Source organism: Micromonospora sp. LOL_014 (assembly GCF_048060245.1).
Lineage (GTDB): Bacteria > Actinomycetota > Actinomycetes > Mycobacteriales > Micromonosporaceae > Micromonospora_E.
Genome location: NZ_JBHMIP010000034.1, coordinates 27,837 through 53,665, shown reverse-complemented (window position 1 = coordinate 53,665; position 25,829 = coordinate 27,837). Strand labels below are relative to the sequence as shown.

At 70.5% G+C, this 25,829-nt stretch carries 18 protein-coding genes; 11 read left to right on the top strand and 7 right to left on the bottom strand.

Annotated features, from left to right (window positions below; all coding sequences use genetic code 11):
• Position 1: 1 nt before the first annotated feature.
• Positions 2-1,720, bottom strand: coding sequence for a MinD/ParA family ATP-binding protein (locus ACFHW1_RS24900; RefSeq protein ID WP_416616226.1), 1,719 nt, complete (start codon positions 1,718-1,720; stop codon positions 2-4).
• 70 nt (positions 1,721-1,790) lie between these two features.
• On the opposite strand from ACFHW1_RS24900, the gene ACFHW1_RS24895 reads away from it, so the two are divergent.
• Positions 1,791-1,979: a hypothetical protein gene (locus tag ACFHW1_RS24895; protein ID WP_416551110.1), complete on the top strand. Its 189-nt coding sequence runs from the start codon at positions 1,791-1,793 to the stop codon at positions 1,977-1,979.
• A gap of 180 nt (positions 1,980-2,159) precedes the next feature.
• On the opposite strand, the gene ACFHW1_RS24890 is transcribed toward ACFHW1_RS24895, so the two are convergent.
• Positions 2,160-3,188, bottom strand: a complete 1,029-nt coding sequence (locus ACFHW1_RS24890; RefSeq protein ID WP_416551041.1) for a hypothetical protein — start codon at positions 3,186-3,188, stop codon at positions 2,160-2,162.
• Positions 3,189-3,316: 128 nt separating this feature from the next.
• Here ACFHW1_RS24890 and ACFHW1_RS24885 point away from each other — a divergent pair, with 128 nt between their 5' ends.
• From ACFHW1_RS24885 to ACFHW1_RS24875, 3 genes are all read left to right on the top strand, one after another.
• A complete protein-coding gene (locus ACFHW1_RS24885; protein ID WP_281552466.1) occupies positions 3,317-4,603 on the top strand; it encodes an adenylosuccinate synthase in 1,287 nt (428 codons plus the stop codon).
• Positions 4,604-4,805: 202 nt separating this feature from the next.
• Positions 4,806-6,188: a ferric reductase-like transmembrane domain-containing protein gene (locus tag ACFHW1_RS24880; RefSeq protein WP_416616224.1), complete on the top strand. Its 1,383-nt coding sequence runs from the start codon at positions 4,806-4,808 to the stop codon at positions 6,186-6,188.
• A 125-nt stretch (positions 6,189-6,313) separates the two neighbouring features.
• Positions 6,314-7,645, top strand: coding sequence for an NAD(P)/FAD-dependent oxidoreductase (locus ACFHW1_RS24875; protein ID WP_416569079.1), 1,332 nt, complete (start codon positions 6,314-6,316; stop codon positions 7,643-7,645).
• On the opposite strand, the gene ACFHW1_RS24870 is transcribed toward ACFHW1_RS24875, so the two are convergent.
• Complete coding sequence (locus ACFHW1_RS24870; protein ID WP_416551044.1) at positions 7,639-8,505, bottom strand: trypsin-like serine protease; 867 nt, start codon at positions 8,503-8,505, stop codon at positions 7,639-7,641. The genes ACFHW1_RS24875 and ACFHW1_RS24870 overlap by 7 nt on opposite strands.
• A 164-nt stretch (positions 8,506-8,669) precedes the next feature.
• Positions 8,670-9,215 carry a DinB family protein gene (locus ACFHW1_RS24865; RefSeq protein ID WP_416551045.1) on the bottom strand — a complete coding sequence of 182 codons (546 nt, stop codon included), beginning with the start codon at positions 9,213-9,215 and terminating at the stop codon, positions 8,670-8,672.
• Between the two features lie 181 nt (positions 9,216-9,396).
• Between ACFHW1_RS24865 and ACFHW1_RS24860 the strand changes: the two genes are divergently transcribed.
• A complete protein-coding gene (locus ACFHW1_RS24860) occupies positions 9,397-10,617 on the top strand; it encodes a hypothetical protein (protein WP_416569080.1) in 1,221 nt (406 codons plus the stop codon).
• Between the two features lie 90 nt (positions 10,618-10,707).
• On the opposite strand, the gene ACFHW1_RS24855 is transcribed toward ACFHW1_RS24860, so the two are convergent.
• Complete coding sequence (locus ACFHW1_RS24855; protein WP_416569081.1) at positions 10,708-12,024, bottom strand: ABC transporter permease; 1,317 nt, start codon at positions 12,022-12,024, stop codon at positions 10,708-10,710.
• Positions 12,021-12,719 (bottom strand): ABC transporter ATP-binding protein, encoded by a 699-nt coding sequence (locus tag ACFHW1_RS24850; protein WP_416569082.1) that lies wholly within the window; start codon positions 12,717-12,719, stop codon positions 12,021-12,023. The genes ACFHW1_RS24855 and ACFHW1_RS24850 overlap by 4 nt, the downstream gene beginning before the upstream one ends.
• A gap of 173 nt (positions 12,720-12,892) precedes the next feature.
• On the opposite strand from ACFHW1_RS24850, the gene ACFHW1_RS24845 reads away from it, so the two are divergent.
• From ACFHW1_RS24845 to ACFHW1_RS24830, 4 genes are all read left to right on the top strand, one after another.
• Positions 12,893-14,092: a sensor histidine kinase gene (locus ACFHW1_RS24845; protein WP_416551049.1), complete on the top strand. Its 1,200-nt coding sequence runs from the start codon at positions 12,893-12,895 to the stop codon at positions 14,090-14,092.
• The gene (locus tag ACFHW1_RS24840; RefSeq protein WP_416551050.1) at positions 14,089-14,772 is read left to right on the top strand and encodes a response regulator; all 684 of its coding nucleotides are present in this window, start codon (positions 14,089-14,091) and stop codon (positions 14,770-14,772) included. Before ACFHW1_RS24845 ends, ACFHW1_RS24840 begins: the two co-directional genes overlap by 4 nt.
• An 84-nt stretch (positions 14,773-14,856) precedes the next feature.
• Positions 14,857-15,465, top strand: coding sequence for a hypothetical protein (locus tag ACFHW1_RS24835; protein WP_416551051.1), 609 nt, complete (start codon positions 14,857-14,859; stop codon positions 15,463-15,465).
• Positions 15,466-15,486: 21 nt separating this feature from the next.
• A complete protein-coding gene (locus tag ACFHW1_RS24830) occupies positions 15,487-16,086 on the top strand; it encodes a hypothetical protein (protein ID WP_416551052.1) in 600 nt (199 codons plus the stop codon).
• A gap of 73 nt (positions 16,087-16,159) precedes the next feature.
• On the opposite strand, the gene ACFHW1_RS24825 is transcribed toward ACFHW1_RS24830, so the two are convergent.
• Positions 16,160-18,280, bottom strand: coding sequence for a UvrD-helicase domain-containing protein (locus ACFHW1_RS24825; RefSeq protein ID WP_416551053.1), 2,121 nt, complete (start codon positions 18,278-18,280; stop codon positions 16,160-16,162).
• A gap of 135 nt (positions 18,281-18,415) precedes the next feature.
• Between ACFHW1_RS24825 and drmD the strand changes: the two genes are divergently transcribed.
• Together drmD and ACFHW1_RS24815 are read left to right on the top strand one after the other, a co-directional pair.
• Positions 18,416-21,688, top strand: a complete 3,273-nt coding sequence (gene drmD / locus ACFHW1_RS24820) for a DISARM system SNF2-like helicase DrmD (protein ID WP_416551107.1) — start codon at positions 18,416-18,418, stop codon at positions 21,686-21,688.
• Positions 21,688-25,824: an Eco57I restriction-modification methylase domain-containing protein gene (locus tag ACFHW1_RS24815; RefSeq protein WP_416616222.1), complete on the top strand. Its 4,137-nt coding sequence runs from the start codon at positions 21,688-21,690 to the stop codon at positions 25,822-25,824. Before drmD ends, ACFHW1_RS24815 begins: the two co-directional genes overlap by 1 nt.
• Positions 25,825-25,829 lie beyond the last annotated feature (5 nt).

The following is a 25,829-nucleotide window of genomic DNA, read 5'->3' as shown; positions in this document are numbered from 1 at the left end:
CTCAGAGCCCTTCGGCCACCGCCGAGGCGATCTTCAGCCACGCCTGCCGGAACGTCGCGGACAACTGCCCGTACCGGATCGGTTCCCCGCTGTCGATGATCCGCTCGTAAGGTGCCAGCAGCACAGTACGGGTGCGGGCGGCGAAGTGCCGGTGGATCGGTGCCAGGTCGATCTCCCGGCGGGACGGCGGCATGGAGATGACGGTGACCGCTTGGCGGACCAGCCGCTGCCGGCCGGTCTGCTCCAGGTGGTCGAGCATCCGGGCGGCCGGCTCGGCGGAGTCGTTGCGCGCCGACATGGTCACCACGAGCTGGTCGGTGGCGTCGATCGCCGCCTGCCAGTTCTGTGCCCGTACGTTGTTCCCGGTGTCCACAAAGATCAACTTGTAGAACCGGCTGACCACCTCACGGATCTCGGCGAACGCGGCGGCGGTCAGCATCTCGCCGGCGGTGGCCGACTCGTCCGACGCGAGCACGTCGAACATGCCCTCGCCCTGCGCCCGCACGTACTGCGACAGGTCGCCGACCCGGCCGTGTGACCCTTGGAACAGGCGCAGGTCGCGCAGCATGTCCCGGACCGTACGGGAGTGGAAGTCCTGCTGGGCGCGCATGCCGAGGGTGCCCTGGGTCTCGTTGTTGTCCCAGGCCAGCACGTAGCCGCCGCGCTTCTGCCCGAACGTCATGGCCAGCATCAGGATGGCGACGGTCTTGCCGGCACCGCCCTTCGGATTGACCACGGTGACCTGGCGCAGCCCACCGAAGTTGCGGCGCACCATCTCGACGTCCCGCCGGATCTCCTGCTCGTGCTGCCCCGGCGGCAGCTTGACCAGGCCCAGCGTGGTCCGGTTGAGCGCGGCCCGGACCCCCATCGTGGCGACCGGGTCGGCCGGTTTCGCCGCCCGACGCAGGGCGAACTCCTCGGCGGTCGGCACGAACGACTCGGGTGTCCAGCCCGCCGGCAGCTGGCTGCCGCTGGCCGGCATGCTCGCCTGCTGGTGCGCCGGCACGGCCGGCTGCTGCCCGGGATCCTGGTACGCGGGGCCCTGTTGAGTGGGACCCTGCTGCACCGCGCCGAGCACCGCGGGCGGCACCGGGTAGCCCGAGTCGAACATTGCCGACCGTGGCGGCGGCCCCGGAGCGTCCGGCCCCGGCGAGCCCGGCCCCGGAGCGTCCGGCTCCGGCGAGCCCGGCCCCGGCGAGCCCGGCCCGGGAGACGATGGCATCCGGTGCACCCCGGGCGCTTCCTGGTACGGCTGTCGGGGCAGTTCGGTCACGCCCGGACTCACCTGCTGGTACGCCGGTGCCGCCGGCGGTGGCGGTGACCAGGCCCCGCCGTCCGTCGGAGTCCAGTCGTCCCAGCCGGGCGTCTCGTCCCAGCCGGGCGTCGCCGTGGGCGCCGACACAGCAGGCGATGTCGCCATCGGGCCGGCGGCCGGCGGGGCCCACGGGTCGGCGGGCTCGCCCGGCATGGGTTCCGTCGCCTCTTCCTGAGGCTCGCCCGGTCGGCCGGGACCGGTCGGCGGCAGCGGGGGCGGCGTCGGTGTCTGACCGGGTGGTGGGGCGGGCCGGCTGGGACCGGGATGTGGCTGGCGGGGGTGGGTCGGGCCGGGCCGAGGCGGCGTCGGGTGCGGCCGGCCGGCAGCCTCCGACGTGGGCGTGGCCGCGTCCGCCGGCGGTACGGGCTGCTCCGTGAGCGGTAGCGGTACGGGCGCCTCCGCCAGCGGTACGGGCTGCTCCGGTGACCGCCGGGGAGCCGGCGGCACAGCGCCGGGCGGACCAGCATCGCCGCTGGTGCCAGCGGCACCCGTCGAGCGGCTGGTCAATCTGCTGGGGGGCTGCGCCCACGGCGACGCGGGCGAATGCGGCAGTTCCGGATCACGGTCGGCGGGTAACCGACCGTTGCCGGCCGTCCTGCCGTTGCCGGGCCGGACCTCGGCTCCGGACGTCACCGTCGGAATGACCGGTACGGCGATGGTCTGATCGCTGCGGGGAGTTGCCACTACTTCGTCCGGCGGCCAGAACGGCTCCTCCACCTGACCTCCGTCGGTGCCGGTCGACCGCCCCGGATCGGTGTTGTCGTGCACTGCGTACCTCCCCCTCGCCCCCCGTGGACAACCCGAGGATGTGCAGGTCAGTCGCTACTTAGCGTCGCATACCAGGTCAGTATGTGTACACGGCCCAGCCGCCTGGTTCCACCCACCAGGAGCGTTTCCGGGTCAAGCCGCCCACCACGCCGTCGTCCAGAAACGGCAGTTCGCCGTCGCGCGGGGTGACCGCCGTCGCGCGACCACGGGCCCGGCGGATCTCGATGCGTACCCGCTCGCCGCGCCACCACGACCTGGTCTTCACCGGTACCGCCACCGCCACCTCCAGCACCCCGTCCGCCGGGTCCGCCCGGGTCACCAGCTCCACCTCCGCCAGCCGGGCGTACCCGTCGGCGTTCGCCACCACGCAGGCCAACAGCGGGTCGTCGCCCGCGCTCAGCACGGCGTCATCGACCTCGATCCGTCCGCGCCAGGGTAGCGGGTGATCGTGCTCGTCGGCGGCGCCCAGCAGCGCGCCGTCCAGGGTCACCGAACCACTGTCGGTCCGCAGCAGGTCCAGCCGGCGCTGCCGACCGCCGAGGACCGCGGCGGCGACCGCGGCCGGCTCCCGGGGCAGGCCGAGCCGGCCGGCCAGGTCGGCTGGCGGGGCGTCGTCGGCCGGGGTACCGGTTGCCGTCGACCGCCGGGAGTCGGCAGAACCGCCGGGGTCGAGTGGCAGCACCCCGATCGCCGGCAGGTCCGGCAGGGTCCGGGAGTCGGCCAGGTCGGCGGGTCGCCGGCTCGGCGGCGGCGCGTAGCGGCGTACCATCCGGCGCAGCACCGCCCGCAGCTGCCCGTCGGCGGCCGTGGCGACGATCAGCCGGGTCTTGCCGTCGTCGTCGGGCCAGGTCAGACCGTCCGGCCGGGCCGGGCCGTCCAGCCGGGCGAGGACGTCGTCGATCTCCCGGTCCGACCGCGCCGTCACCGTCTCGACCCGGGCGCCGGCGGCGACCAGCGCGTCCCGGCAGGTCAGCACCGGCACCCGGACCGGTTCGGCGCAGTCGGGCTTCGCCCGGGTGAGTGCCGTGCCACAGCTGACACCGCAGCCGCCGTCGCAGCCCGCGTCCGGCTGGCTGCCGAGTGTCAGCAGCACCACGTCGTACACCGTCGCCGCCTTCCGCCGATCTCTGCGGCCACGTCCACCAGGTTCGTGACCCTTGTTAGCCTGACTCCTCGGGCTTGCCACGCGGTCGCCACCTGGCACCCGAGCCCCATGGAGGCGGGTTACACAAGATGCCAGCGATCGTGCTGCTCGGCGCGCAATGGGGTGACGAGGGCAAGGGCAAGGTTACCGACCTGCTTGGCGAGCGGGTCCACTACGTGGTGCGGTTCTCCGGCGGCAACAACGCCGGGCACACCGTGATCACGCCGGACGGGCAGAAGTACGCCCTGCACCTGATGCCGTCCGGTGCGCTCTCCCCGAACGCGATGATCATCATCGGCAACGGGGTGGTGGTCGACCCGAAGGTCCTGCTGACCGAGATCGACGGCCTCGCCGAACGCGGCGTGGACGTCTCCCGGCTGCGGATCTCCGGTGACGCGCACCTGATCATGCCGCACCACCGGGCGCTGGACCGGGTGGTCGAGCGCTACCTCGGATCGTCGCGGATCGGCACCACCGGGCGCGGCATCGGGCCGGCGTACGGCGACAAGGTGGCCCGGATGGGCATCCGGGTGCAGGATCTGCTCGACCCCGGCATCCTGCGCAAGAAGCTGGAGCTGGCGCTGCGGGAGAAGAACCAGATTCTGTTCAAGGTCTACAACCGCAAGGCGCTGGACCTGGACGCGGTGGTCGAGGAGTACCTGGCGTACGCGCAGCGGCTGCGTCCGCACATCGCCGAGACCCGGGCGATCCTCTGGGACGCCCTTGACCGGGGCGACACGGTGCTGCTGGAGGGCGCGCAGGCCACCATGCTCGACATGGACCACGGCACCTACCCGTTCGTGACCTCGTCCAACCCCACGTCGGGCGGGGCCTGTGTGGGCACCGGCATCCCGCCGACCGCGATCACCAAGGTGATCGGGGTGACCAAGGCGTACACCACCCGGGTCGGCTCCGGGCCGTTCCCGACCGAGCTGTTCGACGCCGCCGGTGACCATCTGCGCAAGATCGGAGCCGAGTACGGCACCACCACCGGTCGGGAGCGCCGCTGTGGCTGGTTCGACGCGGTCGTCGGCCGGTACGCCGTACGGCTCAACGGCATCACCGACCTGGTCGTCACCAAGCTCGACGTGCTGACCGGGCTGGCGAAGGTGCCGATCTGCGTCGGCTACGAGATCGACGGCGAGCGGTTCGACGACATGCCGATGACCCAGACCGGCTTCCACCACGCCACGCCGATCTACGAGGAGCACGACGGCTGGTGGGAGGACATCACCGCGGCCCGCACCGAGGCGGAGCTGCCGGTCAACGCCCGGCGCTACATCGCCCGGATCGAGGAGCTGTGCCGGGCCCGGGTCAGTGTGGTCGGCGTCGGTCCCGGCCGGGAGGAGAACGTGGTACGCCACGAGCTGCTCTGAGCCGTACCCGTCGGCTCTGAGTGGTGCCCGTGCCCCCGGCACGGGGATCCTCAGAAAATCCTCAGATCTCCGCCAAGCGTGGCGGGGCATGCCTGCTTCATGATCGAACCGGACCCGAACGTCCGCCGGTTGCCACCAGCGCCGGCGGCGGGGCACCCTTCCCAGAATTCGATCGAAATAACTGATAGCAGGGAGCAAGGCAGTGAGCCGGCTGTACGGCGATCCCAAACGCGTGCGAGACGCGATGGAGGCCACCCCCACCCCGACCCCTCCGACCGGCATCCCCCCGATGACCCTGGCCCGCTGGACCCTGTGGGGTGTGCTGGCGGCCAACCTGTTGATCCTCGAAGTGGCGTTCTTCGCGTACGGCCAGGGCAAGCACCCGGTGCTGACCGTCGCGAAGTTCTTCGGCCTGCACGCCGCCATGATCATGATGCTGCAGCTGACCCTGGTGGCCCGGATTCCCTGGCTGGACCGGCGGCTCGGGATGGACCGGCTCACCGCCTGGCACCGGTGGATCGGGTTCGGTCTGTTCTGGACCGTGATGCTGCACGCCGTGTTCGTGATCGCCGGCTACGCCACCCTGTACGACATGGGCTTCGGCGAGACGTTCCTGAGCCTGGCCGGGGTGACCGCCTCGCTGCTCGGGATGATCGCCGCCGGCATCATGATCGTCGTGGTCGGGGCCTCCATCCGGTACGCCCGACGCCGCCTGCCGTACGAGGCCTGGCACAGCCTGCACGTGCTGATCTACCTCGCACTGCTGGCCGGCCTGGTGCACCAGTTCATGGAGACGACCACCTTTGACTCGGCCCCGGCCAACATCTACTGGTGGACGCTGTGGGCGCTGGTGATCGGGTCGCTGATCGTCAACCGGGTCGCCGTGCCGCTGTGGCGCAACGCGTACCACCAGTTCCGGGTCGCCGCCGTGGTGCCCGAGGCCGACAATGTGACGTCGGTGTACGTCACCGGCCGCCATCTGGACCGGCTGCCGTCGCGCGCCGGGCAGTTCTGCATCTGGCGGTTCCCCGGTCACAACCGCTGGTGGCAGGCGAACCCGTTCTCGCTGTCGGCGGCACCCGACGGGCGTTCCCTGCGGCTGACCGCGAAGGCCGCCGGCAAGACCAGCGCCGGGCTGCGGCACCTGAAGGTCGGCAACCGGGTCTTCATCGAGGGACCGTACGGCGCGTTCACCAACCTGCACCGCAAACTGGACAAGACCCTGCTGATCGCCGGTGGCGTCGGGGTCACCCCGATCCGGGCGCTGCTGGAGGAGTCGGGCGGTTCGACGGTGGTCCTCTACCGGGCGGCCAGGGAAACCGACGCGGTGCTCCTCGGCGAGCTGCAGGGGCTGGCCGCCGCGCAGGGTGCGCAGCTGCACGTGCTGACCGGGCGCACCGGGTCCGGGTCGCCGCCGAACCGGCCGTTCGACCCGGAGAACCTGCTCGCCCGGGTGCCGGACATCACCGAACGCGAGGTGTTCGTCTGCGGGCCGCCGGCGATGACCACCGCTGTGGTCGACAGCGTCCGGGCCATCGGCGTGCCGAACGCTCAGATCCACGCCGAACGTTTCGGGTTGGGCTGACCCCTGAGGCTCAGTCCTTCCTCAGGGTCCTCAGATCTCCATCACGCGCCGGGTCCGGTCGCGGCCCGATGGTCGTAGGACCCGTCGGCGGGTCGGCGGGTTCGACCCGGAAGGGCGAAACAAGGGTGAGCGACAGCGACGGCACCAGCGCGATCGTGATCGGGGCGGGGATCGCGGGCCTGGTCACCGCCCGGGTGCTGAGCGACCACGTCGATCGGGTGACGGTCCTGGAACGGGACCGGCTGCCCGACGACGCGGTGCCACGCCGGGGCGTCCCGCAGGGCCGCCACTGCCACCTGCTGCTGGCGGCCGGTCGGCGGCTCCTTGACGGCTGGTTCCCCGGGCTGACCGGGGAACTGGTCGCCGCCGGTGCCGTCCCACTGCACGGCGCCGACCTGGTGTGGCATCAGGGCGGCGGCTACCGTGTCCGTCCCGACCTCGGCTTCCTCGCCGTGTCGGCGAGTCGGCCGCTGCTGGAGGATGCGGTCCGTCGGTGCCTGCTGCGGCAGCGGCGCAACGTCACCGTCGTCGACCAGACCGCAGTCGACGGCTTGGTGGGCGCGACCGACCAGATCGTCGGGGTCCGGGTGGACGGCGTCGAGCACCGGGCCAACCTGGTCGCCGCCTGCACCGGGCGCAACACCCACTTCCTGGATCAGTTGGCCGAGCTGGGCTTCCCGGCACCCGAGGTCGCGGCGGTACGGGTCGACGCGGCGTATGCGTCGCAGCTGGTCCGGCGGGGTCCGGACGACCTCGACGGTGCCATCGCGGTGGTGGTCGACGACCGGGCCGGCGGCCACCGGACCGGCACCATGGTGCCGGTGGAAGGCGACCGCTGGCTGATCACCATAGGCTCCCGGCACGGGGAGGTGCCGCCCAGTGACCCGGCCGAGTTTGAGGCCTTCGCCCGGGAGCTCCCGTCGCCCACCATCGCCGATGTGCTGACCAAGGCCGAAGCGCTCAGCCCGGTGCTGACCCACCGGATCGCCACCGATCAACGCCGGCAGGTGGAACGGCTGCGCCGTACCCCGGCCGGATTCCTGGTCCTGGGCGACGCGATCTGCAGCCTCAACCCGATCCACGGGCAAGGCATGACGTCCGCCGCGCTGCAGGCCCGGGCATTGGACCGGGCGCTGCGGCGGTACGGGCCGACCTCGCCACGGCTGGCCGGTGCCTTCTACCGTCGGGCCGGCCGGGCGGTCGACGCACTGTGGCGTACCGCGGTCGGAGCCGACTTCGCCGACCCCCGGACCACCGGCCACCGGCCGGTCGGGACCGGCCTGGTCAACCGGTACCGGAACCTGGTGTCGCGGGCCTGCCACACGTCGCCGGTGGTGGCCCGGCAGGCGCTGCTGGTGCGACATCTGCTGGCCCGGCCGGCGTCGTTGGCGACTCCGGCGATGATGCTGCGGGTGCTGCTGGCCAGCCGACGTCGGCCGGGCCGGGCCGATCAGTAGATCGTCACGTCGTACTCGTTGACCGCCTCACGCACCGGCTGGTAGAAGGTCGTGCCGCCGGTCCGGCAGTTGCCGCTGCCGCCCGAGGTGAGGCCCAGCGCGGTCGACCCGGAGTAGAGCGGGCCGCCGGAGTCGCCCGGCTCGGCGCAGACGTTGGTCCGGATCAGACCGCGGACGACCCCGCTGCCCAGGTAGCGGACTCGGGCGTTGAGCGCGGTGACCGTACCGCTGTGGGTGCCGGTGGTGGAACCGGTGCGGGTCACCGACTGCCCGACGAAGGCGTCGCCGACGCTGAACCCACCCGGGTGGCTCTGCGCCGGGTTGTCGTAGCGGACCAGCGCGTAGTCGTCACCGGGGAAGCTGTAGTCGATGGTCGGGCCGATCAGGTTGGTCTGCGCGGAGTTGCTGTACCAGGTGCTGACCACCTCACCGCAGTGCCCGGCGGTGAGGAAGTAGTAGGTGCTGCCGCGCACGGCGTTGAACCCGAGCGAGCACCGGCCGCCGCTGCCGTAGATCGGGTCGCCGGACGAGACCAGCCGGGTGAAGACACCGGACGTACGCTCCACCCGGATCGCGCCGGCCTTCCCGCGCGCGGTCCGCCGGATCTTGGCGATCTCGGCGCGGGAGACGCTGGTGTCGGCGGTCACCACGACGCGGCCGGAGGCGCTGTCGACGTGCCAGGCGATCCCTTCGACGCCGGAGGCTTCCACCAGGTCGCTGACCTGGGCTAGTTCGCTGGCGGTGTAGACGACCGGGGCGGCTGCACCGGCGGATGGCAGGGCGAGCGCGCCGGCGGTGAGTACGCCGACGGCGACGGCGAGCAGCCGGGTTGCCCGGCTGGTCGTGTGGCTGATCCGCACTGTTCCCTCCTGAATGGGACTGGGGATCTCAGGCTTACTGGATATTGACAGTTTTGTTGTGTGTCGATGTTTATGCAAGTGCTAACATGTCAAAGTTACTTAGACAATAGCCAATATGAAAAACGATTCTGGCAGTTGTCTGACTTGGCGCGGTCCCGCCCCGGTCAGAAGGTGGTCCGGTCGAGGTCGCCATGCGCTGCCCGGAGCATCCGGAGCTGGCCGATTTCCGAAGCGTTCTTCATCAGCTCCGCATTGACCCAGCTGGCCAGGTGGGCGAGGCTGAGCCCGGCTTCGGCGGGCCACGGATAGGCCGTCGGGCGGTCGAGGTCGGCGTCGGCGAGTCGGTCCAGCACCGTGGTCCAGGTGGCACGCAACTCCCGCAGCCAGCCGATGGATGCCGCACCGCTGCCCGGCCAGCGGATATCCGCGCGGTCGTGGGGCGTACGACTCTCGACGTGGTCGATGGCGACGGTCCACCACCAGCCGATGTGCCAGGCGAGCCAGGCGATCGTCGGCACCGGAGTCGGATCCGGTTCGCCGTCTGCCCAGTCCGGCACCCAGTCGCCGTCGTCGGACGGCCGCAGTGTCCAGCACACCGGTGCCGGTTCGGCGAGGAAATCGTCGGGCTGTAGTCGCTCCAGGTGGTACTCGAACAGCGACCAGGTCAGATCGAACTGCCACCGCAGCAGCTCGGCACGGGAGGACGACATCGGGTGATCATGTCACCCGCTGGTCTGGTGTCCAATGAATTACTGACACTGACCGTCTCCTGCTTGAACTTGCGACCAGTCCACAACTGTGGATCCTGGTAACGTTTCAAGCAGCACAGATCAATCTACTTCGATCTTTGTGTTCATTGTGTCGATCCAGTTCTCGTTGAGAGGATCACGGATGTCCCGTCCTGCCCGCCTCACCCGGCGCGCCCTCGCCGCAGCGGTCACCGGCGCCCTCGTCGCCACCCTCACGCCCGGCACCCCGGTCTCGGCCGCCGACCGACCCTTCACCTACCAGGTGACCCCCGGCACCGCGCAGTGGCGCGCGTTCAGCAGCCATCAGGAGATGGTCGACGCCGTACAGATGCCGGACAAGACCGCCGCCGCCCTGCGGACCCCGCTGCTCGTCGACGCCGTCCTGGCGTACCCGCTGCTGCCCGACGCCCTGGCCTTCAACAGCGTCCAACAAGGCTTCGAGACCGTCACCGCCCGCTTCACCGGACTGCAGGAACTGCTGCGCCGCCCCGACGCCGGCCAGGAACTGCTCAAGCGCTACCGGACCCTGAACCTTGCGGCCCGCCACGGTGAGACGCTCGATGAGGCAGGCGACCGGGTGATGACCGCGTGGAAACTGGAAACCGTCCTCGCCCAGCCGCAGGTGCTGGCCACCCTGACCCCGGCGCAGTCCGACGAACTGCTGCGGGTCGGCCTCGCCGTGCACCGGGCCAAGCAGGCTGACGCCGCGACGTACGGCCAGGCCAGCCTGGAACCGACAGCGGTGCTGCTGGGTCGCACGCTCGCGATCCGGGAGAACTGGGACTGGACCCGATCGGAGCTGCTGCGCGAAGGCCTGCAACTGCGGCCGGGCGCGGTGGCGACCACCGTCGCGGCGGTACGGGCACACCTGGCCGACCCCAGCGTCGCCCACCCGGTCCGCGACGACGTCGGGACGCTGGACTACTACAGCACCGTCTACACCCCCAACGGCACCCCGGTCTCGGTGATCACCATGACGTCCGAACTGACCAGTGCCGAGATCACCAGAGCCAACAATTTCGTGGCCGACGCCTATCCGTCGGCCACCCGGGAACGCAACGCCTCGCGCAAGTACAACTGCCACTCGTACGCCTGGTACAGCACCTCGAGCGCGAACAACCGGTGGATGAACAGCCCCGGTGACGACCAGTACTGGCTGGACGGCAGCTACACCCGCTGGCACCCGCCGTACATCTGGTTCTCCAACATGAAGCTGTCGTACGCCAGTGACGACCACTCCGGCATCTGGGTCGGCACCGGCAGCTACGTACGGTCCAAGTGGGGCCAGCTTCCCCTGATGTACCACTACTGGAACTACTCGCCGTACGTCAGCACGACCACCAACTCGTACTTCCCGTCCTGATCGATCGTCGGCCTGACCGACTCCATCTGCACGGCGACGTGCCTGGCGGGAACGGATCCCGCCAGGCACGTGGTGCATGCCGGCCGCTGCCTACTCGTAGCGCAGCGACTCGACCGGATCGGCCCGGGCCGCCCGCGACGCAGGCAGGGTGCCGGCCAGGAACGCGATCGCCATCACCAGCAGAATGATCACCGCGATCGAGACCGGTTCGAAGGCGATCAACGTCAGGCCGGGCAGATCCGACAGGAAGCCGCCAGACAGTGCACTGCTGATCGCCGTACCGGCCGCGATCGCCAGCACCGCACCGATCGCGCTGCCGAGGAAGCCGATGAAGGTGGCTTCCAGACTGAACAGGCCGAACACCTTGCCGGAGCCCATGCCCATCGCCTTCATCAGGCCGATCTCGCGGGTGCGTTCCTGCACCGACATGAACAGGGTGTTGACGATCCCGAAGCTCGCCGCCAGCAGCGCGATGACCGCGAAGGCGTTGAGCACCAGCACGATGCCGTCGATCACGGTCCGGAACGCGCCGAGCTGGTCGGCGACCGTGCTCCCGGCGTAGCCGGCGTCGGCCAGCCGGTCCTTCAGCGCGCTGATCTGCTCGTCGGTCGCGGCCGGGTCGAACCAGATGCTCGCCTGGGCGTACCGCTGCGCCTCGGCGGCGGGCAGGCCGGTGTTCTGCGCGTCGAACAGCGCGTCGGTCAGCGCGTCGTTGGGCACGATGCTGGCCCCGTCCGGGGTCGCCAGGGTCTCCTCGGCCACCCCGACGATCGTCGCCTCGATGACCTGCTCTGTGCGCTCGGCGTCGGTGACCGCGATCGAGACGGTCTGCCCGACCGCCGCCGCGCCGTCGGCGAAGCCGAGCGGTTCGACGTACGACGTCGGGAGCGCGAGCTGCAGCTGCGATGACGAGTTGTCCGGCTCGGCCCCGGCCGCCAGCGGCGTCTGCTGCCCGGCGACCAGCCCACCGACGTTGACGACGTAGCGCGTGCCGTCGCCGACCTGGATGTAGTCGGCGCTGATCGACCTGGTGGCCTGGACGTCGAGCACACCCTCGATGTCGGCCAGCATGTCGATGTCGGCCGGGGTGAGCGCGACGACGGTCTGACCGGGCGGACCGGGCTGCCCGCTCGACACGGCGTCCGGGTCGTACTCGGCAGGTCCGGCGTCGGCGTCACCGAAGCCGTTGTCCGTGTCCGTGTCCGAGGACTTCATGACCGTCATGACGTCGGAGGCGCCGATCGCCGTCACCGTGTCGTCGATGTAGGCGTTGATGCCGGTGCCCAGCCCGCTGGTCAGGGTCAGGGTGAAGGCGCCGATGAAGATCGCCAGGATCGTCAGCAGCGTACGGGTCTTGGACCGGAAGGTGTTCGCGGTGGCCGAACCGATCAGATCGGAGATCTTCATGCCGGCACCGCCAGCGAGTCGCCGACCAGGTGGCCGTCCCGGACGAGGATGCGGCGGTCACAGCGCGACGCGAGCTCCTCGTCGTGGGTGACGACGATGAGGGTGATGCCGTTGTGCCGGTTGAGGTCGAAGAGAATGTCCTCCACCACCGCGCCGGTGGTGGAGTCGAGGTTGCCGGTCGGCTCGTCGGCGAAGATGATGCGCGGGTTGTTCACCAGTGCCCGGGCGATCACGACGCGTTGTTTCTGCCCGCCGGAGAGATTAGCGGCCTTGTTCTTCGCCTTGTCGGCGAGTTCCAGCTGTTCCAGTGCGGCCATGCCGCGCTGTTTGCGCTCGTTGCGACCCACCCCGGCGATCTTCATCGGGAGCATGACGTTGTCGAGCACGGAGATGTTCGGGGTGAGGAAGAACTGCTGAAAGACGAACCCGAACGTCTTGTTCCGGGTCTGGTTGAGGCGGCTGCCCCGCAGCGTACGGGTATCGACCCCGCCCAGCGTGATCGTGCCTGACGTCGGGGCGTCCAGCAGCGCGAGAATATGCATCAGGGTCGACTTGCCCGATCCGCTCTTGCCGAGGATCGCGACGCTCTCTCCGTCATGAATGTCGAAGTTGACTCCCTTCAGCGCGTCGAAGCTGTTCGCGCCGCGACCGTACGTCTTCCGTACGTCGACAGCCGAGATGACAGGGCTTTCCATCGGACTCCTCGTATTCGCCGACCAGGCCGCTTTCCGGCTGGTGTCTCCATCGTCGTCGGCGGCCCGGCCCGCCGCGTCACTCTGCGGCGGGCATCCGCGTACCACGTTCGCGGTAGCGGGGATTACCACGCCAGGTGGACCTGCCCGCTCATGACGGCCGGCAGACTGGGACCATGACGACCACTGCGGCCGGGCCGGCGGACCCGAGGTACCGCCGTCCGCGCGTACCGCCGTGGGCCGGTGACCTCGTCGCAGCGGTGATCATCGTCGCGATGGCGCTCATCCAGTTCAAGATCCCCGAGCACGAGCCGGCCGGGACCGTCGCCGTCGCCCTCGCGGTCGTCCCCGCCGGGCTGTTGCCGCTGCGGCGGCGCTGGCCGCTGCCCGTGCTCGCCGGCTGTATCGCCATATACGGTCTCGTCGCGGCCACCGGGGCGCTGGAGCCGGGCGTGGTGCTCGCCGTGTCGATCGCCATGTTCGGGGCGGCGAACCGCACGGACCGGCGGACCACGCTCACCGCTGCCTGCGCCGCCGTCGTCGTGACGGCCCTGCTCAACCTTCTGACGGCGATCGGGAGCGTGTTCGATCCCCGCGCGTTCCAGGTCACCGTCGTGGTCGCGTTCGCCGCCGCCGCTGGCGACGCCACCCGCTCCCGGCGGGAGTATCTGCGCGCCATCATCGAACGCGCAGAACGAGCGGAACAGACCCGCGAATCCGAGGCCCGCCGACGGGTGACCGAGGAGCGGCTGCGGATCGCCCGTGACCTGCACGACGTCGTCGCCCACCAGATCTCGGTGATCAGTCTCAACGCCGGGGTGGCCTCGTCGGCGCTGCAGACCCGTCCCGAGCGGGCACAGCAGGCCCTCGGGGTCATCCGGGGCGCGGCCCGGACCGTGTTGACCGAGATCGGCGACCTGCTGCGGGTGCTGCGTACCGAGGACGACGACGCTGGCGGGGCGGCGGCCCCGCAACCTGGCCTCGACCAGCTCGACCGGCTGGTCAGCGGGTTCGCCGACGCGGGCCTGAGCGTCTCGGTGCGGACCGAAGGGGACCTGGCGGCGGTCAGCGGCGCGGTCGACGTGGTCGCGTACCGGGTCGTCCAGGAAGGTCTCACCAACGCGCACAAACACGGTGCCGAGCACCGCGCCCGCGTCCTGATCGAGGTCGACGCCAATCAAGTTCTGGTGGTGGTCACGAACCCGGTGTCCGGCCGATCGTCCGACGACCGGCCCGAGGTACCCAGTGGCGGACACGGCCTGGTCGGTCTGCGGGAACGGGTCGCCTCGGTCCGTGGCGTCGTCGAAACCGGCCTGTCCCCGGGTGGCTACCGGCTCGCCGCCACCCTGCCACTGCCCAAGGAGGATCCCCGGTGACCAGCGTGCTCGTCGTGGACGACCAGCCACTGATCCGCCAGGCCGTCACGGACATCCTGACCGACGACGGCCGGATCAGCGTCGTCGGCGAAGCCGTCAACGGTACGCAGGCCGTCGCGCTCGCCGCCTCGCTGCGCCCCGACGTCGTACTGATGGACATCCGGATGCCGGAACTGGACGGCATCGGCGCGACGGCGGCGATCTGCGCGGACCCGGCGCTCGCCGAGACCCGGGTGCTGATCCTCACCACGTTCGAGGAGGACGAATACCTGGTGGCGGCGTTGCGGGCCGGCGCGAGCGGGTTCATCGGCAAAGGGGCGGAGCCGGAGGAGATCGTCCGCGCGGTCCGTGCGGTGTACGCCGGTGAGGCGTTGCTGTCGCCGGCCGCGACCCGCAGCCTCATCGAGCGGTACGTGCTACCCAATGCCGTACCGGTCACGGTGAGCCGGCCGAATCCGGCCAGCGAGGCGATCGACCAGTTGACCGACCGGGAACGCGAGGTGCTGCTGCTGGTCGCGCGCGGCCGGTCGAACCAGCAGATCGCCGAGGACCTGGTGATCTCGCCACACACGGCGAAGACCCACGTCAACCGGATCATGACCAAGCTGTACGCGCACGACCGCGCCCAACTGGTCATCCTCGCGTACGAAAGCGGCCTGCTGACCCCCGGCCTGGCCTGAGGTCGAGGTGACTGTCGGAGATCTTGCATCGGGCTGGCCGGGTCTGCCTTGTGATCCATGGACCGACCTGCATACCGTATTGATATGTCCCGATCATTATCGTTGGTGGGGCGGGGGCGCCTGCCGAGCGGGGTGCGGGCCGCCGTGGTCGTGGCGGCCGGCACGGCGCTGTCGTTGCTCGCGGTCGCTCCGGTGCGGGCCGCCGACATGGTCCCCCAGGCCTGTCCTATCGAGGAGACCTACGAGGTCTGGACGCCGCAGAAGGTCTGGATCTCCACCGACACCGCGAGCGACTGGCAGACCGGCCCCGGGTCGATCGACTTCACCGGTAGCGGCACGATCGACATCGCGGTCACCACGTCGGCGAGCTTCTCGGTCTCGGCCAGTGCGCTCGTCGCGTCGGCTGAGACCACCTTCGGCGTCGACCTCACCGTCGGGTCGAGCCACACGACCAGCTGGAGCCATTCGATCCCGCTGTCGTCCGGGGTGACGTCCCGACTGGTACGGACGAAAGAAGGCCGGCTGTTCGGCTTCAGGAAGCACCGGCTCAACACCAACTGCACGGTGACCACGTCGGTTGACGCGGTGGCGTACGCCCCACTCGCGTCACACAGTTCGAACTACTACTGCTGGAAGCGGGACGACTACCCGGCGACGGCCTGGTGGTATCCGAACCCGCAGGGCGGGTGTTAACAAAGGGTGACGTGGGGAGACATGGGGAAGCTGCCTGCCGTCCTGGGCCTCGCCGCGGTCCTGGCGTTCGGCATCGCAGGGTGCACCGACGGCCCGGATGGCGGGGCGCCGACGCAGTCGTCGTCCGCAGGCCTGGCCGACGACGACCATCGGGGTGTCGCCCTAGAGTGGGCCGGGCGCGGCAGCCAGCACAGCTCACAGCTTGAGGTCAGCCAGAGTCGCTACGACGGCCTGGTCGTCTTCCGGAACGTGACAGGCTCTCCGGTCCAGCTGATCTCCGTCGAGATGGCGACGGACGACTCGACCGTCGTCAGCGTGGACCGGGTCGGCCTGGTGGCGCTGGCGCCGGACCAGGCCGACGGCGTCGGCTTCACCGACCGGTTCCCACCCGTGTTCGCACCTGATCTGACCGCCGTCGACCCGGCTTCGGCCGAGCTGCTGCCGAGCGACGCCAGCCGGGAACGCTACTCGGCCGTATTCAAGATCACGGCCGTCCGGCCCGGCCTGTGGGAGGCCCCACCCGTCACGGTGACCTACCGGTCGACCGGGGGCGTTCGCTCGATCGACTTCCCGCACCGGCTCTCCGTCTGCGTCGATCCCGCCTCGACGGCCGAGTGTTGAGGCGGGCCCGACGGGCGGTCCCCGCCGTGAGTCCGTTGAGCAGGGCTGTGTGGCGGAGGGTTCAAGGGGTTGGTCAGTGGGTGGGCCGGGCGTCGAGGAACGGGCTGGGTGCGCCGGCGTAGGAGACATAGAGCGAGTCCCGGGCGCGGGTGCAGGCGACGAAGAGCAGGCAGCGTTCCCGTTGCAGGTCGTGCCGGTGCGCGGCGGGGTCGTCGTCGGCTGCGGTGATCGTCGAGCGGGCCGGCATGGTGTCGGCGTCGACGCCGATCGCCGCGACGCAGCGGAACTCGAGCCCTTTCATCGCGTGCATGGTGCCGACCCGTACCGCGTTGGTCTTGCTGGCAGTGGGGGTGCTGACCGGGATGCCGGCGGTGCCGAGCCGGTCGCGGGCGGCGCGGGCCAGGTGGCCGTTGCGTGCGGCGACGGCGATCGCGTGCGGTTCGACTCCGTCGTCGATCCAGCGGCGTACCTGGTTGACGAGCTGGTCGTGCTCGGCGTCGCGGTCGGGGTGCCCGGCGATCCGGGGCCGCCGGCCGTGCATCGGCGAGCGGTAGCCGGTCAAGTTGTCCGGCTGGTCGTCGAGTCCGGTCGGGTCGACTCCGGTGAGCAGCCGTACCGACCAGGCGAGGATTTCCTGGGTGGTGCGGTAGTTGATGGTCAGTTTCCGGCTGCGCCCCCGGATCCCGACGCCGAGGCTGCCCAGCGACACGTGGTTGTCGTAGATGCGTTGGTGCGGGTCGGCGACGATGAACAGGTCGTCGGGGCCGGCGGCGACGGCGGCCCGCAGCAGCCGCCACTGCGCCGGGTGCAGGTCCTGGCCTTCGTCGACGATGACGTGCCGGTACGGGCGGTCCGGCCGTTCGGCGAGGATCTTCGCCGCCTGGTCGGCCAGCTGCAGGTGGGTGTGCTGGTCCTGTTGCCGCAGCGCGTCGGTGACCTGCCGGATCGCTTCCCAGACGGCGAGCCGCTGGTCGGCGCGCAGCGGTGCGCCCCGGCCGTGCCGGCGGGCGGCGAGGTAGCCGGCCGGCTCGGTGATGCCCTGGGCGAGGATCACCTGCTCCCATTCACGTTGCAGGAAGGCAGCGCTGTGCTGCCCGCCGGTGGCGGCGGCGGCCTGTTCCCACAGCGGTCGGGTGACGGTCCTGGCGTCGGCGATGGCCGGTTGGCGGCCGAGGGTTTCGGCGACGATCCGGTAGGCGAGCCGGTCGACGTTCAGCACGTCGATCCGGTCCCGTACCGACGCATCGTCGGTGAGCAGGCCGAGTTGCCGGTCGAGGGCGTCGGCGAGGTTGCGGGTGAAGGTGGTCAGCAGCAACCGGTCCGGGCCGTCGGTCGTCCGGGCGGCGAGGAACACCGCCCGGTGCAGGGCGGTCACCGTCTTGCCGGTGCCGGCACTGCCGGTGACCAGCGCCGGTCCGGCGTACGACGGCCGGTGGGCGATCTCGCGTTGGGTCGGGTGCAGGAAGACCCGCCAGGCGTCGAACGGGTGGGCGAGGATGCTGGCCAGTTCGGCGGGTCCGGAGACCAGATGGAAGCGGTCCGGGGTGCGGGCGGCGGCGGCGGTCAGGTCGTCCGGGTCGACCGGCTCGGCGGGGGCGCTGGTCGGCAGGTGTGCGCTGACCTCGTCCCAGACCTGTTCCGGGGTGTATCCGGCGGCGAGGCCGGTGAGTGCGTCGTACTGGGCGGTGGGTAGCAGGTTCGCCAGGGCTTCCAGGTGCGCGTCGGTGGTGAGCAGCCGGACCAGGGGGAGGATGTCGGCGTCGACGCCGAGCCGGATCAGGTCGGCGTCGTTGACCCGGCTGAACAGCAGGCTCGGGTTGGCCTTGGCGGCCTGTTGCAGGGCTGGCTCGATGCTGTCGAGGGCCTGTTGGTTGCGGACCTCGAGGACGCCGAGGGCCTGGTTGACGGTGAACCGCCGGCTGCTGGCGTACTCGATGGCGTCGTCGTGGGGCAGGACGGTGAGCAGCAAGAATTCGTCGCCGCTGGTCGGGGCGAGTACGACGCCCCGGTAGAACTGGGTGATCCGGATGGTGCGGATGCGGGAGTCCTTGGCGTTGGCGAGTTTCTCCAGGTGGATGCCGGCGTGGGTGTGTGCCGCGAACTTGTCGATCACGGCGGAAACCGATTTCTGGACGGGTTTCTGCAGCTTGGCATAGTCGGCCAGGAAGTCCTTGGCGATTCCGAGCTTGGCCACTGTCGTAACCCCTGTCGACTGTGTAGACAAATTGCACTAACCTGCACGCCTGCGTTCGCGGAGAGCCCATGTTACGCAGTGGTCCCGGGCTCAGGAAACGACGAAAGGTGCAGAGTGGAGGCACGTACGTATGGAATGGGCCGTTCGGACACTTCGCACCAAACTATCGACGATGCTCAGCGTGCCGGATCGGCTGTCCCAACCCTGACGGAGCAGTCGGCGGCGCCCGCCGAAGGCCAACTGGTAACGGTACGAAACCGCAGGTGGGTGGCGGCGCAGGTGCATCGCGGCGAGGTCGCCAGCGCCGATCCGCACGTGTTCACCGGGCAGGCGCCGCACCTGGTGCAGCTGATCAGCGTCGAGGACGATGCCCGCGACGAGGAGTTGCGGGTGGTCTGGGAGTTGGAGCCCGGTCGGGCGGTGCACGACTCCACCGTCCTGCCCGGTCCGGGTGACGGGTTCGACGACCCGGCCCAACTGGACGCATTCCTCGACGCGGTCCGTTGGGGTGCGATTGCCTCGGCCGACCGTACGGCGTTGCAGGCCCCGTTCCGTTCCGGCGTGGAGATCGAGGATTACCAGCTCGACCCGGTGGTGCGGGCGCTGTCCATGCCGCGGACCAATCTATTGATTGCCGATGATGTCGGACTGGGTAAGACAATTGAATCCGGCCTGGTCATGCAGGAGTTGATGTTGCGGCACCGGGCCCGGACGATGGTGATCGTCTGCCCGGCCGGGCTGACCCGGCAGTGGCGCGACGAAATGCGCGACAAGTTCGGCCTCGAATTCCGCATCGTCGACAGCGCACTGCTGCGTGACCTGCGACGCAGCCGAGGCCTGTACGCGAACCCGTGGACCCACTACCCCCGGTTGATCGTCAGCGTCGACTGGCTCAAACGCGACCGCCCGCTGCGGCTGCTCCGCGAGGTGCTGCCGACCGCCCCCCGCTACCCGCGCGCCATCGACCTGCTCGTGGTCGACGAGATCCACACCTGCGCGCCGGCCGGCCGGGGCCGCTACGCCACCGACTCCCAGCGGACGAAGGCGATCCGGACCCTCGCCCCGCACTGCGAGCACCGGCTGTTCCTGTCGGCGACCCCGCACAACGGCTACCTGGAGTCGTTCACCGCGCTGCTGGAGCTGCTCGACGACCAACGCTTCGCCCGAGGGGTGAAACCGACCGACGAGCAACTGGCCCGGGTGATGGTCCGCCGGCTCAAAAATGAACTGCCACGGAGGTGGGACGGCACCCCACGGTTCCCGGTGCGCCGCCTCGACTACCTTGAAGTCGACTACCCGGCCGCCGAACGGCACGCCCACGAGCTGCTGTCGCGCTACGCCGCCAGCCGCCGCGACGCCGCCGCCGACCGGGCCGGGCAGCTCGCCGCCGACTTCGTCACCACGCTGCTCAAACGCCGGCTCTTCTCGTCACCGAAGGCGTTCGCCGAAACCGTCGACACCCACCTGGCCACGATGTCCGCCCGCACCGACGGCCACCCCGCCGACACCGCACCGGTACGCGACAAGGCCGACAAGGTGCTGCGACCGGCGATCGACCGGCTCGACGAGACCGCCGAGGACGACGAGGCGTACGGCGAGGTCGAAACCGACGCCCTGACCGCCGTACGCCGCTGGGCGCCGCCGCTGTCCACCCAGGAAAAGGCGCTGCTCACCGAGCTGCAGACCTGGGCCCGGTCGGCGCAGCACCAGCCGGACGCCAAGTTCACCGCGCTGCGCGCCTGGCTGGACCCGATCGTGCGGCCGGGCGGCGACTGGTCCGGCGAACGGGTCATCATCTTCACCGAGTACCGCGACACCCAGCGCTGGCTGCACGAACGGCTGATCACCGCCGGCTACCCGGCGGAACGGATCGCGTTGCTGTTCGGCGGCCAGGACCCGCAGGACCGCGAACAGGTCAAGAACGTGTTCACCGAGGACCCGGCCCTGGACCCGGTACGGGTGCTGCTGGCCACCGACGCCGCCAGCGAAGGCATCAACCTGCAGCGCCACTGCCACCGGCTGCTGCACTGGGAGATCCCGTGGAACCCCAACCGGCTGGAGCAGCGCAACGGCCGCATCGACCGGCACGGTCAACGGGCCGCCGAGGTGCAGGTGCTGCACTTCGTCCCGGCCGGCTGGCAGCACGCCGACTACACCGACGGGTCCCTTGAGGACGAGCTGGCGTTCCTGCGGCTGGCTGTGGAGAAGGTCGAGGCGATCCGCACCGACCTGGGCAGCGCCGGTGAGGTCATCGCCACCCAGGTCGAGCAGAAGATGACCGGCAAGCGTACGGACTGGCGGGCAACCGACGCCGAGATCGGCCAGCGGGCCAGCCGTGCCCGGCTACGGTACGAGCGGGACCTGGCCCGTGAACTGCAGCGGCTCACCGAGAAGCTGCATGCCAGCCGTACCCAGCTGAACCTGACCCCGGCCACGGTGGAGCGGGTGGTCCGCACGGCGCTGCGGCTGGCGCACCGCCGCGACCTGATCGTGGCCCCGACCCCGGCGGACGCCACCGGCACCTGGTTCCGGCTGCCGGAGCTGCCGGGCGCGTGGGCGACGGCCCGCACCGACGGTCTGCTGCATCCGGTCACCGGCCGGGAAAGGCCGGTCACGTTCGACCCGGACGCCGCGAAGGGCCGTACCGACGTGGTGCTGCTGCACCTCGGGCATCGGCTGGTCGGCATGTGCCTGCGGCTGCTGCGCGCCGAACTGTGGTCGCGGACCGGCGGCAGCACCTCCGGTGCCGGCACCGGCCCCGACGCGGGCACCGGGAAGCGGCTGCACCGGGTCACCGCCCGGATCGTCCCCGGCGACCTGCTGCGCAGCCCGGCGCTGATCGCCCACGGCCGGGTGGTGATCACCGGCACGGAAGGCACCCGACTGCACGAGGAGATCATCACCGCGGGCGGGCCGATCGTCGCCGGCAAACTGACCCGCGCCCGCCAGGAGGAGCTGGACGCGCTACTCGCCGCCGCCACCGACGAGACACCGGCGGAGCCGATGCTGGGCCAGCTCGTCGAGCTGTGGCCGACGCTGTCCGAGCCGCTCAGCCGGGCCCTCGCCGTCCGCGCCGACCAGCGCAAACGCAGCCTGTACAGCCTGCTGGAGCAGCGCTGCGCCGAGGAGGTCACCGCGATCGAGGCGGTGCTCGACGAGCTGGCGGCCAACATCCGGGCCCGCCTCGACGACACGCCGTCCTGGGAACAGCCGTCGCTGTTCGAGCTGGAACGCGAACAACTGCACGCCGACCGGGACGCCCTGCGGGCCCGGCTACGCGACATCCCGGCGCAGCGGCAGCGGGAAACCGACGCGCTGCGCCGCCGCTACGCCGACCCGGCCGCCCGCTGGTTCCCCGCCGCCGTCACCTGCCTGGTGCCCGCCTCCCTCGCCCGAGGTGCCCGCTGATGCCGTCCACCCGAAGCACCGCCACCGCAGTCACTGCCGGCCGTCGCCCGTACCGGCCGGCTCCGCAACGTGCCGACGAACAGCACGCCGAATGGCTCGGCCTGCTCGGCCCGGACGGGCCGTTCCTGACCGTGCCGGTGCTGACCGCCGCCCTGCCCGACGGCCTGGACACCGTGCCCGACGAGGTCCGCCAGCGGATCCGCCAAGGCTGGGGTGAGATCCTCGACGCCCCGCCGGACCTGCTCGCCCCGGCCTGGGTGGAGCTGATCCTGACCGAGCTGCTGCGCTACCCGGCCAGCGCCCGTGGCGACGGCACCGCGCTGCCGTCGGAGATCCTCGCCGGCGCCGACCGGCGTCGCCGTCGACCCGACTGGATCATGTACGGGCCGGAGCCCGGCGGCGGCCGGGCCGCCCGGCTGCACGTCTACCACCTGCCGGCTGACACCCCGCTGACCAGGCCGGACGGCGACCGGCCGGCACCCACCGAGCAGGCCGCACAGCTGTGCCGCGACACCCGCACCCCGGTGGCGCTGCTCACCAACGGCCAGCACTGGGCGCTGGTGCACGCCCGCCCCGGCACCGCCACCGGAGTCGCCGTCTTCGACGCCGACCTGTGGTTGGAGGAGCCGCTGCTGCTGCGGGCGTTCGCCACCCTGCTGGCGGCGACCCGGGTGCTGCCGCCGGCCGCCAACCCGGACGGCACCGCGTCGACCAGCCTCGCCGGGTTGTTCGTCCGCAGCGCCGAAGCCCTCACCCAGGTCACCACCACCCTCGGTGACCAGGTCCGCCGGGCGGTGGAGCTGTTCGTCGGCGAGCTGGCCCGGCTGGACCGCGAATCCGGCGGGGAACTGCTGCGCGACGTCGCCGACCGGGAGATCTACCGGGGCGCGTTGACGGTGCTGATGCGGCTGGTCTTCCTGCTGTACGCCGAGGAGCAGCGGCTGCTGCCGCTCGGTGACCCGCTCTACCAGGAGGCGTACGCGGCGACCACGCTGCACGCCCAGCTGAGCCTGGCGCGGGACCTGTACAGCGAGGAGGTGACCGACCGGCGGGCGGCGGCCTGGCCCCGGCTACTGGCCCTGTTCGCGGCGGTGCACGGCGGCTGCACCCACCCGGACCTGATGATCCCGGCGCACGGCGGGTCGCTGTTCGACCCGGCCCGGTTCGGCTGGCTGCACCGGGCGGCGGTCACCGACCGGGTCATCCTGGAGATCCTGGACGCGCTGCTGGTGCTGCGCCACCGGGGCAAGGCCGCCGAGCAGCTCAGCTACTCCAGCCTCGGGGTGGAGCAGATCGGCCACGTCTACGAAGGACTGCTCGACTTCTCCTGCCTGCGGGTGGATCAGCCGCACGTCGGGTTGATCGGCAAACTGGAGCCGGAGCTGCCGCTGACCGAGCTGGTCGAGCAGGCCGCGCTCGGTGAGCCGGAGTTCCGCGGCTGGCTGGTCAAACGCTGTGGGCTGACCGCCGGCCAGGTGACGAAGGCGTTGGCCCGCACGCCCCGGCCGGACGAGGTGGCGGCGCTGCACGCCGCCTGCGACAACAACGCCGACCTGGCCGAGCGGGCCCGCCCGTACTGGGGGCTGCTCCGCACCGACCTGCGCGGCCTGCCGACGATCTTCCCGGCCGGGTCGGTGCTGTTCACCCAGGTCGGCGACCGACGGGCCACCGGCACCCACTACACGCCGAAGGAGCTGGCCGAGGAGGTCGTCCGGCACACCCTGGCGCCGTTGTGTTTCGCGCCCGGCCCGGCGCAGGGCGTCGCCGAGGAAGGCGTGTGGCGGGCGAAGAGCGCGGATGAGCTGCTGCGCCTGAAGGTGCTGGACCCGGCGATGGGTTCCGGCGCGTTCCTGGTGGCTGCCTGCCGCTACCTGGCCGAGGTGGTGGTGCGAGCCTGGCAGCGCGACAAGCTGCCGGCCGAGCTGGCCGACCTGCCCGCCGACGGCCGCACCGAGGAGGATCTGCGGCTGGCGGCCCGTCGGATGGTCGCCGCCCGCTGCCTGTACGGGGTGGACCGCGACGACATGGCCGTCGAGTTGGCGAAGCTGTCGCTGTGGCTGGTCACCCTGGCCAAGGGGCGACCGTTCGGCTTCCTCGACCACGCGCTGCGCTGCGGTGACTCGCTGGTCGGCATCACCTCGCTGGACCAGCTGACCGCCTTCCACCTGGACCCGGAGCAGGGCCGTTCGTTGCACGCCCGGCTCTACGGCTCGGTCACCGACCGGCTGCACGAGCTGGTCGCCGAGATGACCGAGCTGCGGGAGCAGATCGAGGCGAGCGTGGTGCAGGACACCCGCGACGCCGCCGACAAGGCGGCGAAGCTGGGCCTGATCGAGCAGATGGGGGACGGGCTGCGGCTGGCCGCCGACGCCGTCGTGGGCGCGGCGCTGTCCACCGCCGTACGGGCACAGCGCCGCCCGTGGGATCCGGCCGACGACCCCGACGACGACCCGGAGTACAAGTACGACGACCGGCTGTCGGCGATCAGCGACCAGGTGTACGCGGTGCTGCACGACCAGGCGTCGGCGGAGCAGACCCGGCAGTTGACCGACACGATCAGCGGCTGGCTGCGCGGCAGCCGCCCCGCCCCGATCCGCCCACTGCACTGGCCGCTGGAGTTCCCGGAGGTCATCAACCGCGCCGGCTTCGACGCCGTCATCGCCAACCCACCGTTCATCGGCGGGAAGAAGGTCTCCGGGGCGATCGGCGTCGACCTGCGCGAGTATCTGAAGCAGCGGATTGCCCGCGACAAGCCCGGTAACGCCGACCTGTGCTCGTACTTCCTGCTGCGCAAACTGGCGGTGACCGGGAAGGGTCGGGTCGGGCTGATCGCCACGAACACGATCGCCCAGGGTGACACCCGTGAGGTCGGCCTGGACCAGGCGATCGACATGGGCTGGACGATCTACCGGGCGAACAAGTCGCAGCCGTGGCCGGGCACCGCCTCGTTGGAGGTGTCACTGCTCTGGGTGGGGCACGCCGGCAGCGGCGAGGAGCGCATCCTCGACGGCCGCAAGGTGCGGGGCATCACTCCGTCGCTCGACGCCGAGTCCCGAGTGACCGGCAACCCATACCGCCTCACCGCCAACGCCGGCCAGTCGTTCATCGGCTCGTATGTCCTCGGTACCGGTTTCATCCTTGAGCCGGAGCAGGCGCAGGCGCTGATCACCAAGGACCCGCGCAACAAGGACGTCCTCTTCCCCTACCTCAATGGTGAAGACCTGAACACCAGTCCGGACTGCTCAGCCACCCGCTGGGTCATCAACTTCCACGACTGGTCGATCGAACGCGCCCAGCGGTACCCAGACTGCTTTGCCATTGTCGAACGTAAAGTTAAGGCGCAGCGTCAAGCCACGAACCAGCGTGACTATCGTGAACTCTGGTGGAGATATGCGCGCCTTGGTCTGGCACGGAACAGGGCCATCAAAGGACTCGACCGCGTCCTCGCCATCGCACTCGTCAGTAAGACCGGGCTGCCGATTACGGTGCCGACCGGACAAGTCTTCTCGCATATGCTTGGTGTATTCGCAACCAATCGCTTCGAGCATCTGACGCTGCTGTCGAGCATAGTCCATTTTGCCTGGTGGACTGGTAAAGGTGGGTCCACCCTCGAAACTCGACTTCGCTATACGCCTTCCGATGGGTTCGAGACCTTCCCGCAGCCAGTGTTGACGGGCCGCATGGACCGGGTTGGTGAGGAGTTGGACTCGTACCGGCGGTCGGTGATGTTGGGGCGGGGGTTGGGGCTGACGAAGCTCTATAACCTGGTCCACGACGAGGGCGTGGCCAGCGCGGACATCCGGCGGTTGCGGGAGATCCACGTCGAGATCGACAAGGCGGTTGCCGAGGCGTACGGCTGGTCCGACCTGCAGCTCAACCACGGCTTCCACGAGACCCGGCAGGGCACTCGCTACACGATCAACCCGGCGGTGCAGGTCGAGATCCTTGATCGCCTGCTGGAGCTCAACCACAAGCGTTACGACGAAGAGAACCGCGAGGGCCTGCACAGTGGCGCACGCCGCACACCACGCAAGTCGACCAAGTCTGCCCCGCGCCCCCGAAAACCTCAGGAACCGGAGGCGCTGCTCCCTGCCTTCGACGACGCCTTGTTTCCCCGCCCCGACGCCCTCTTCTAGAGGAT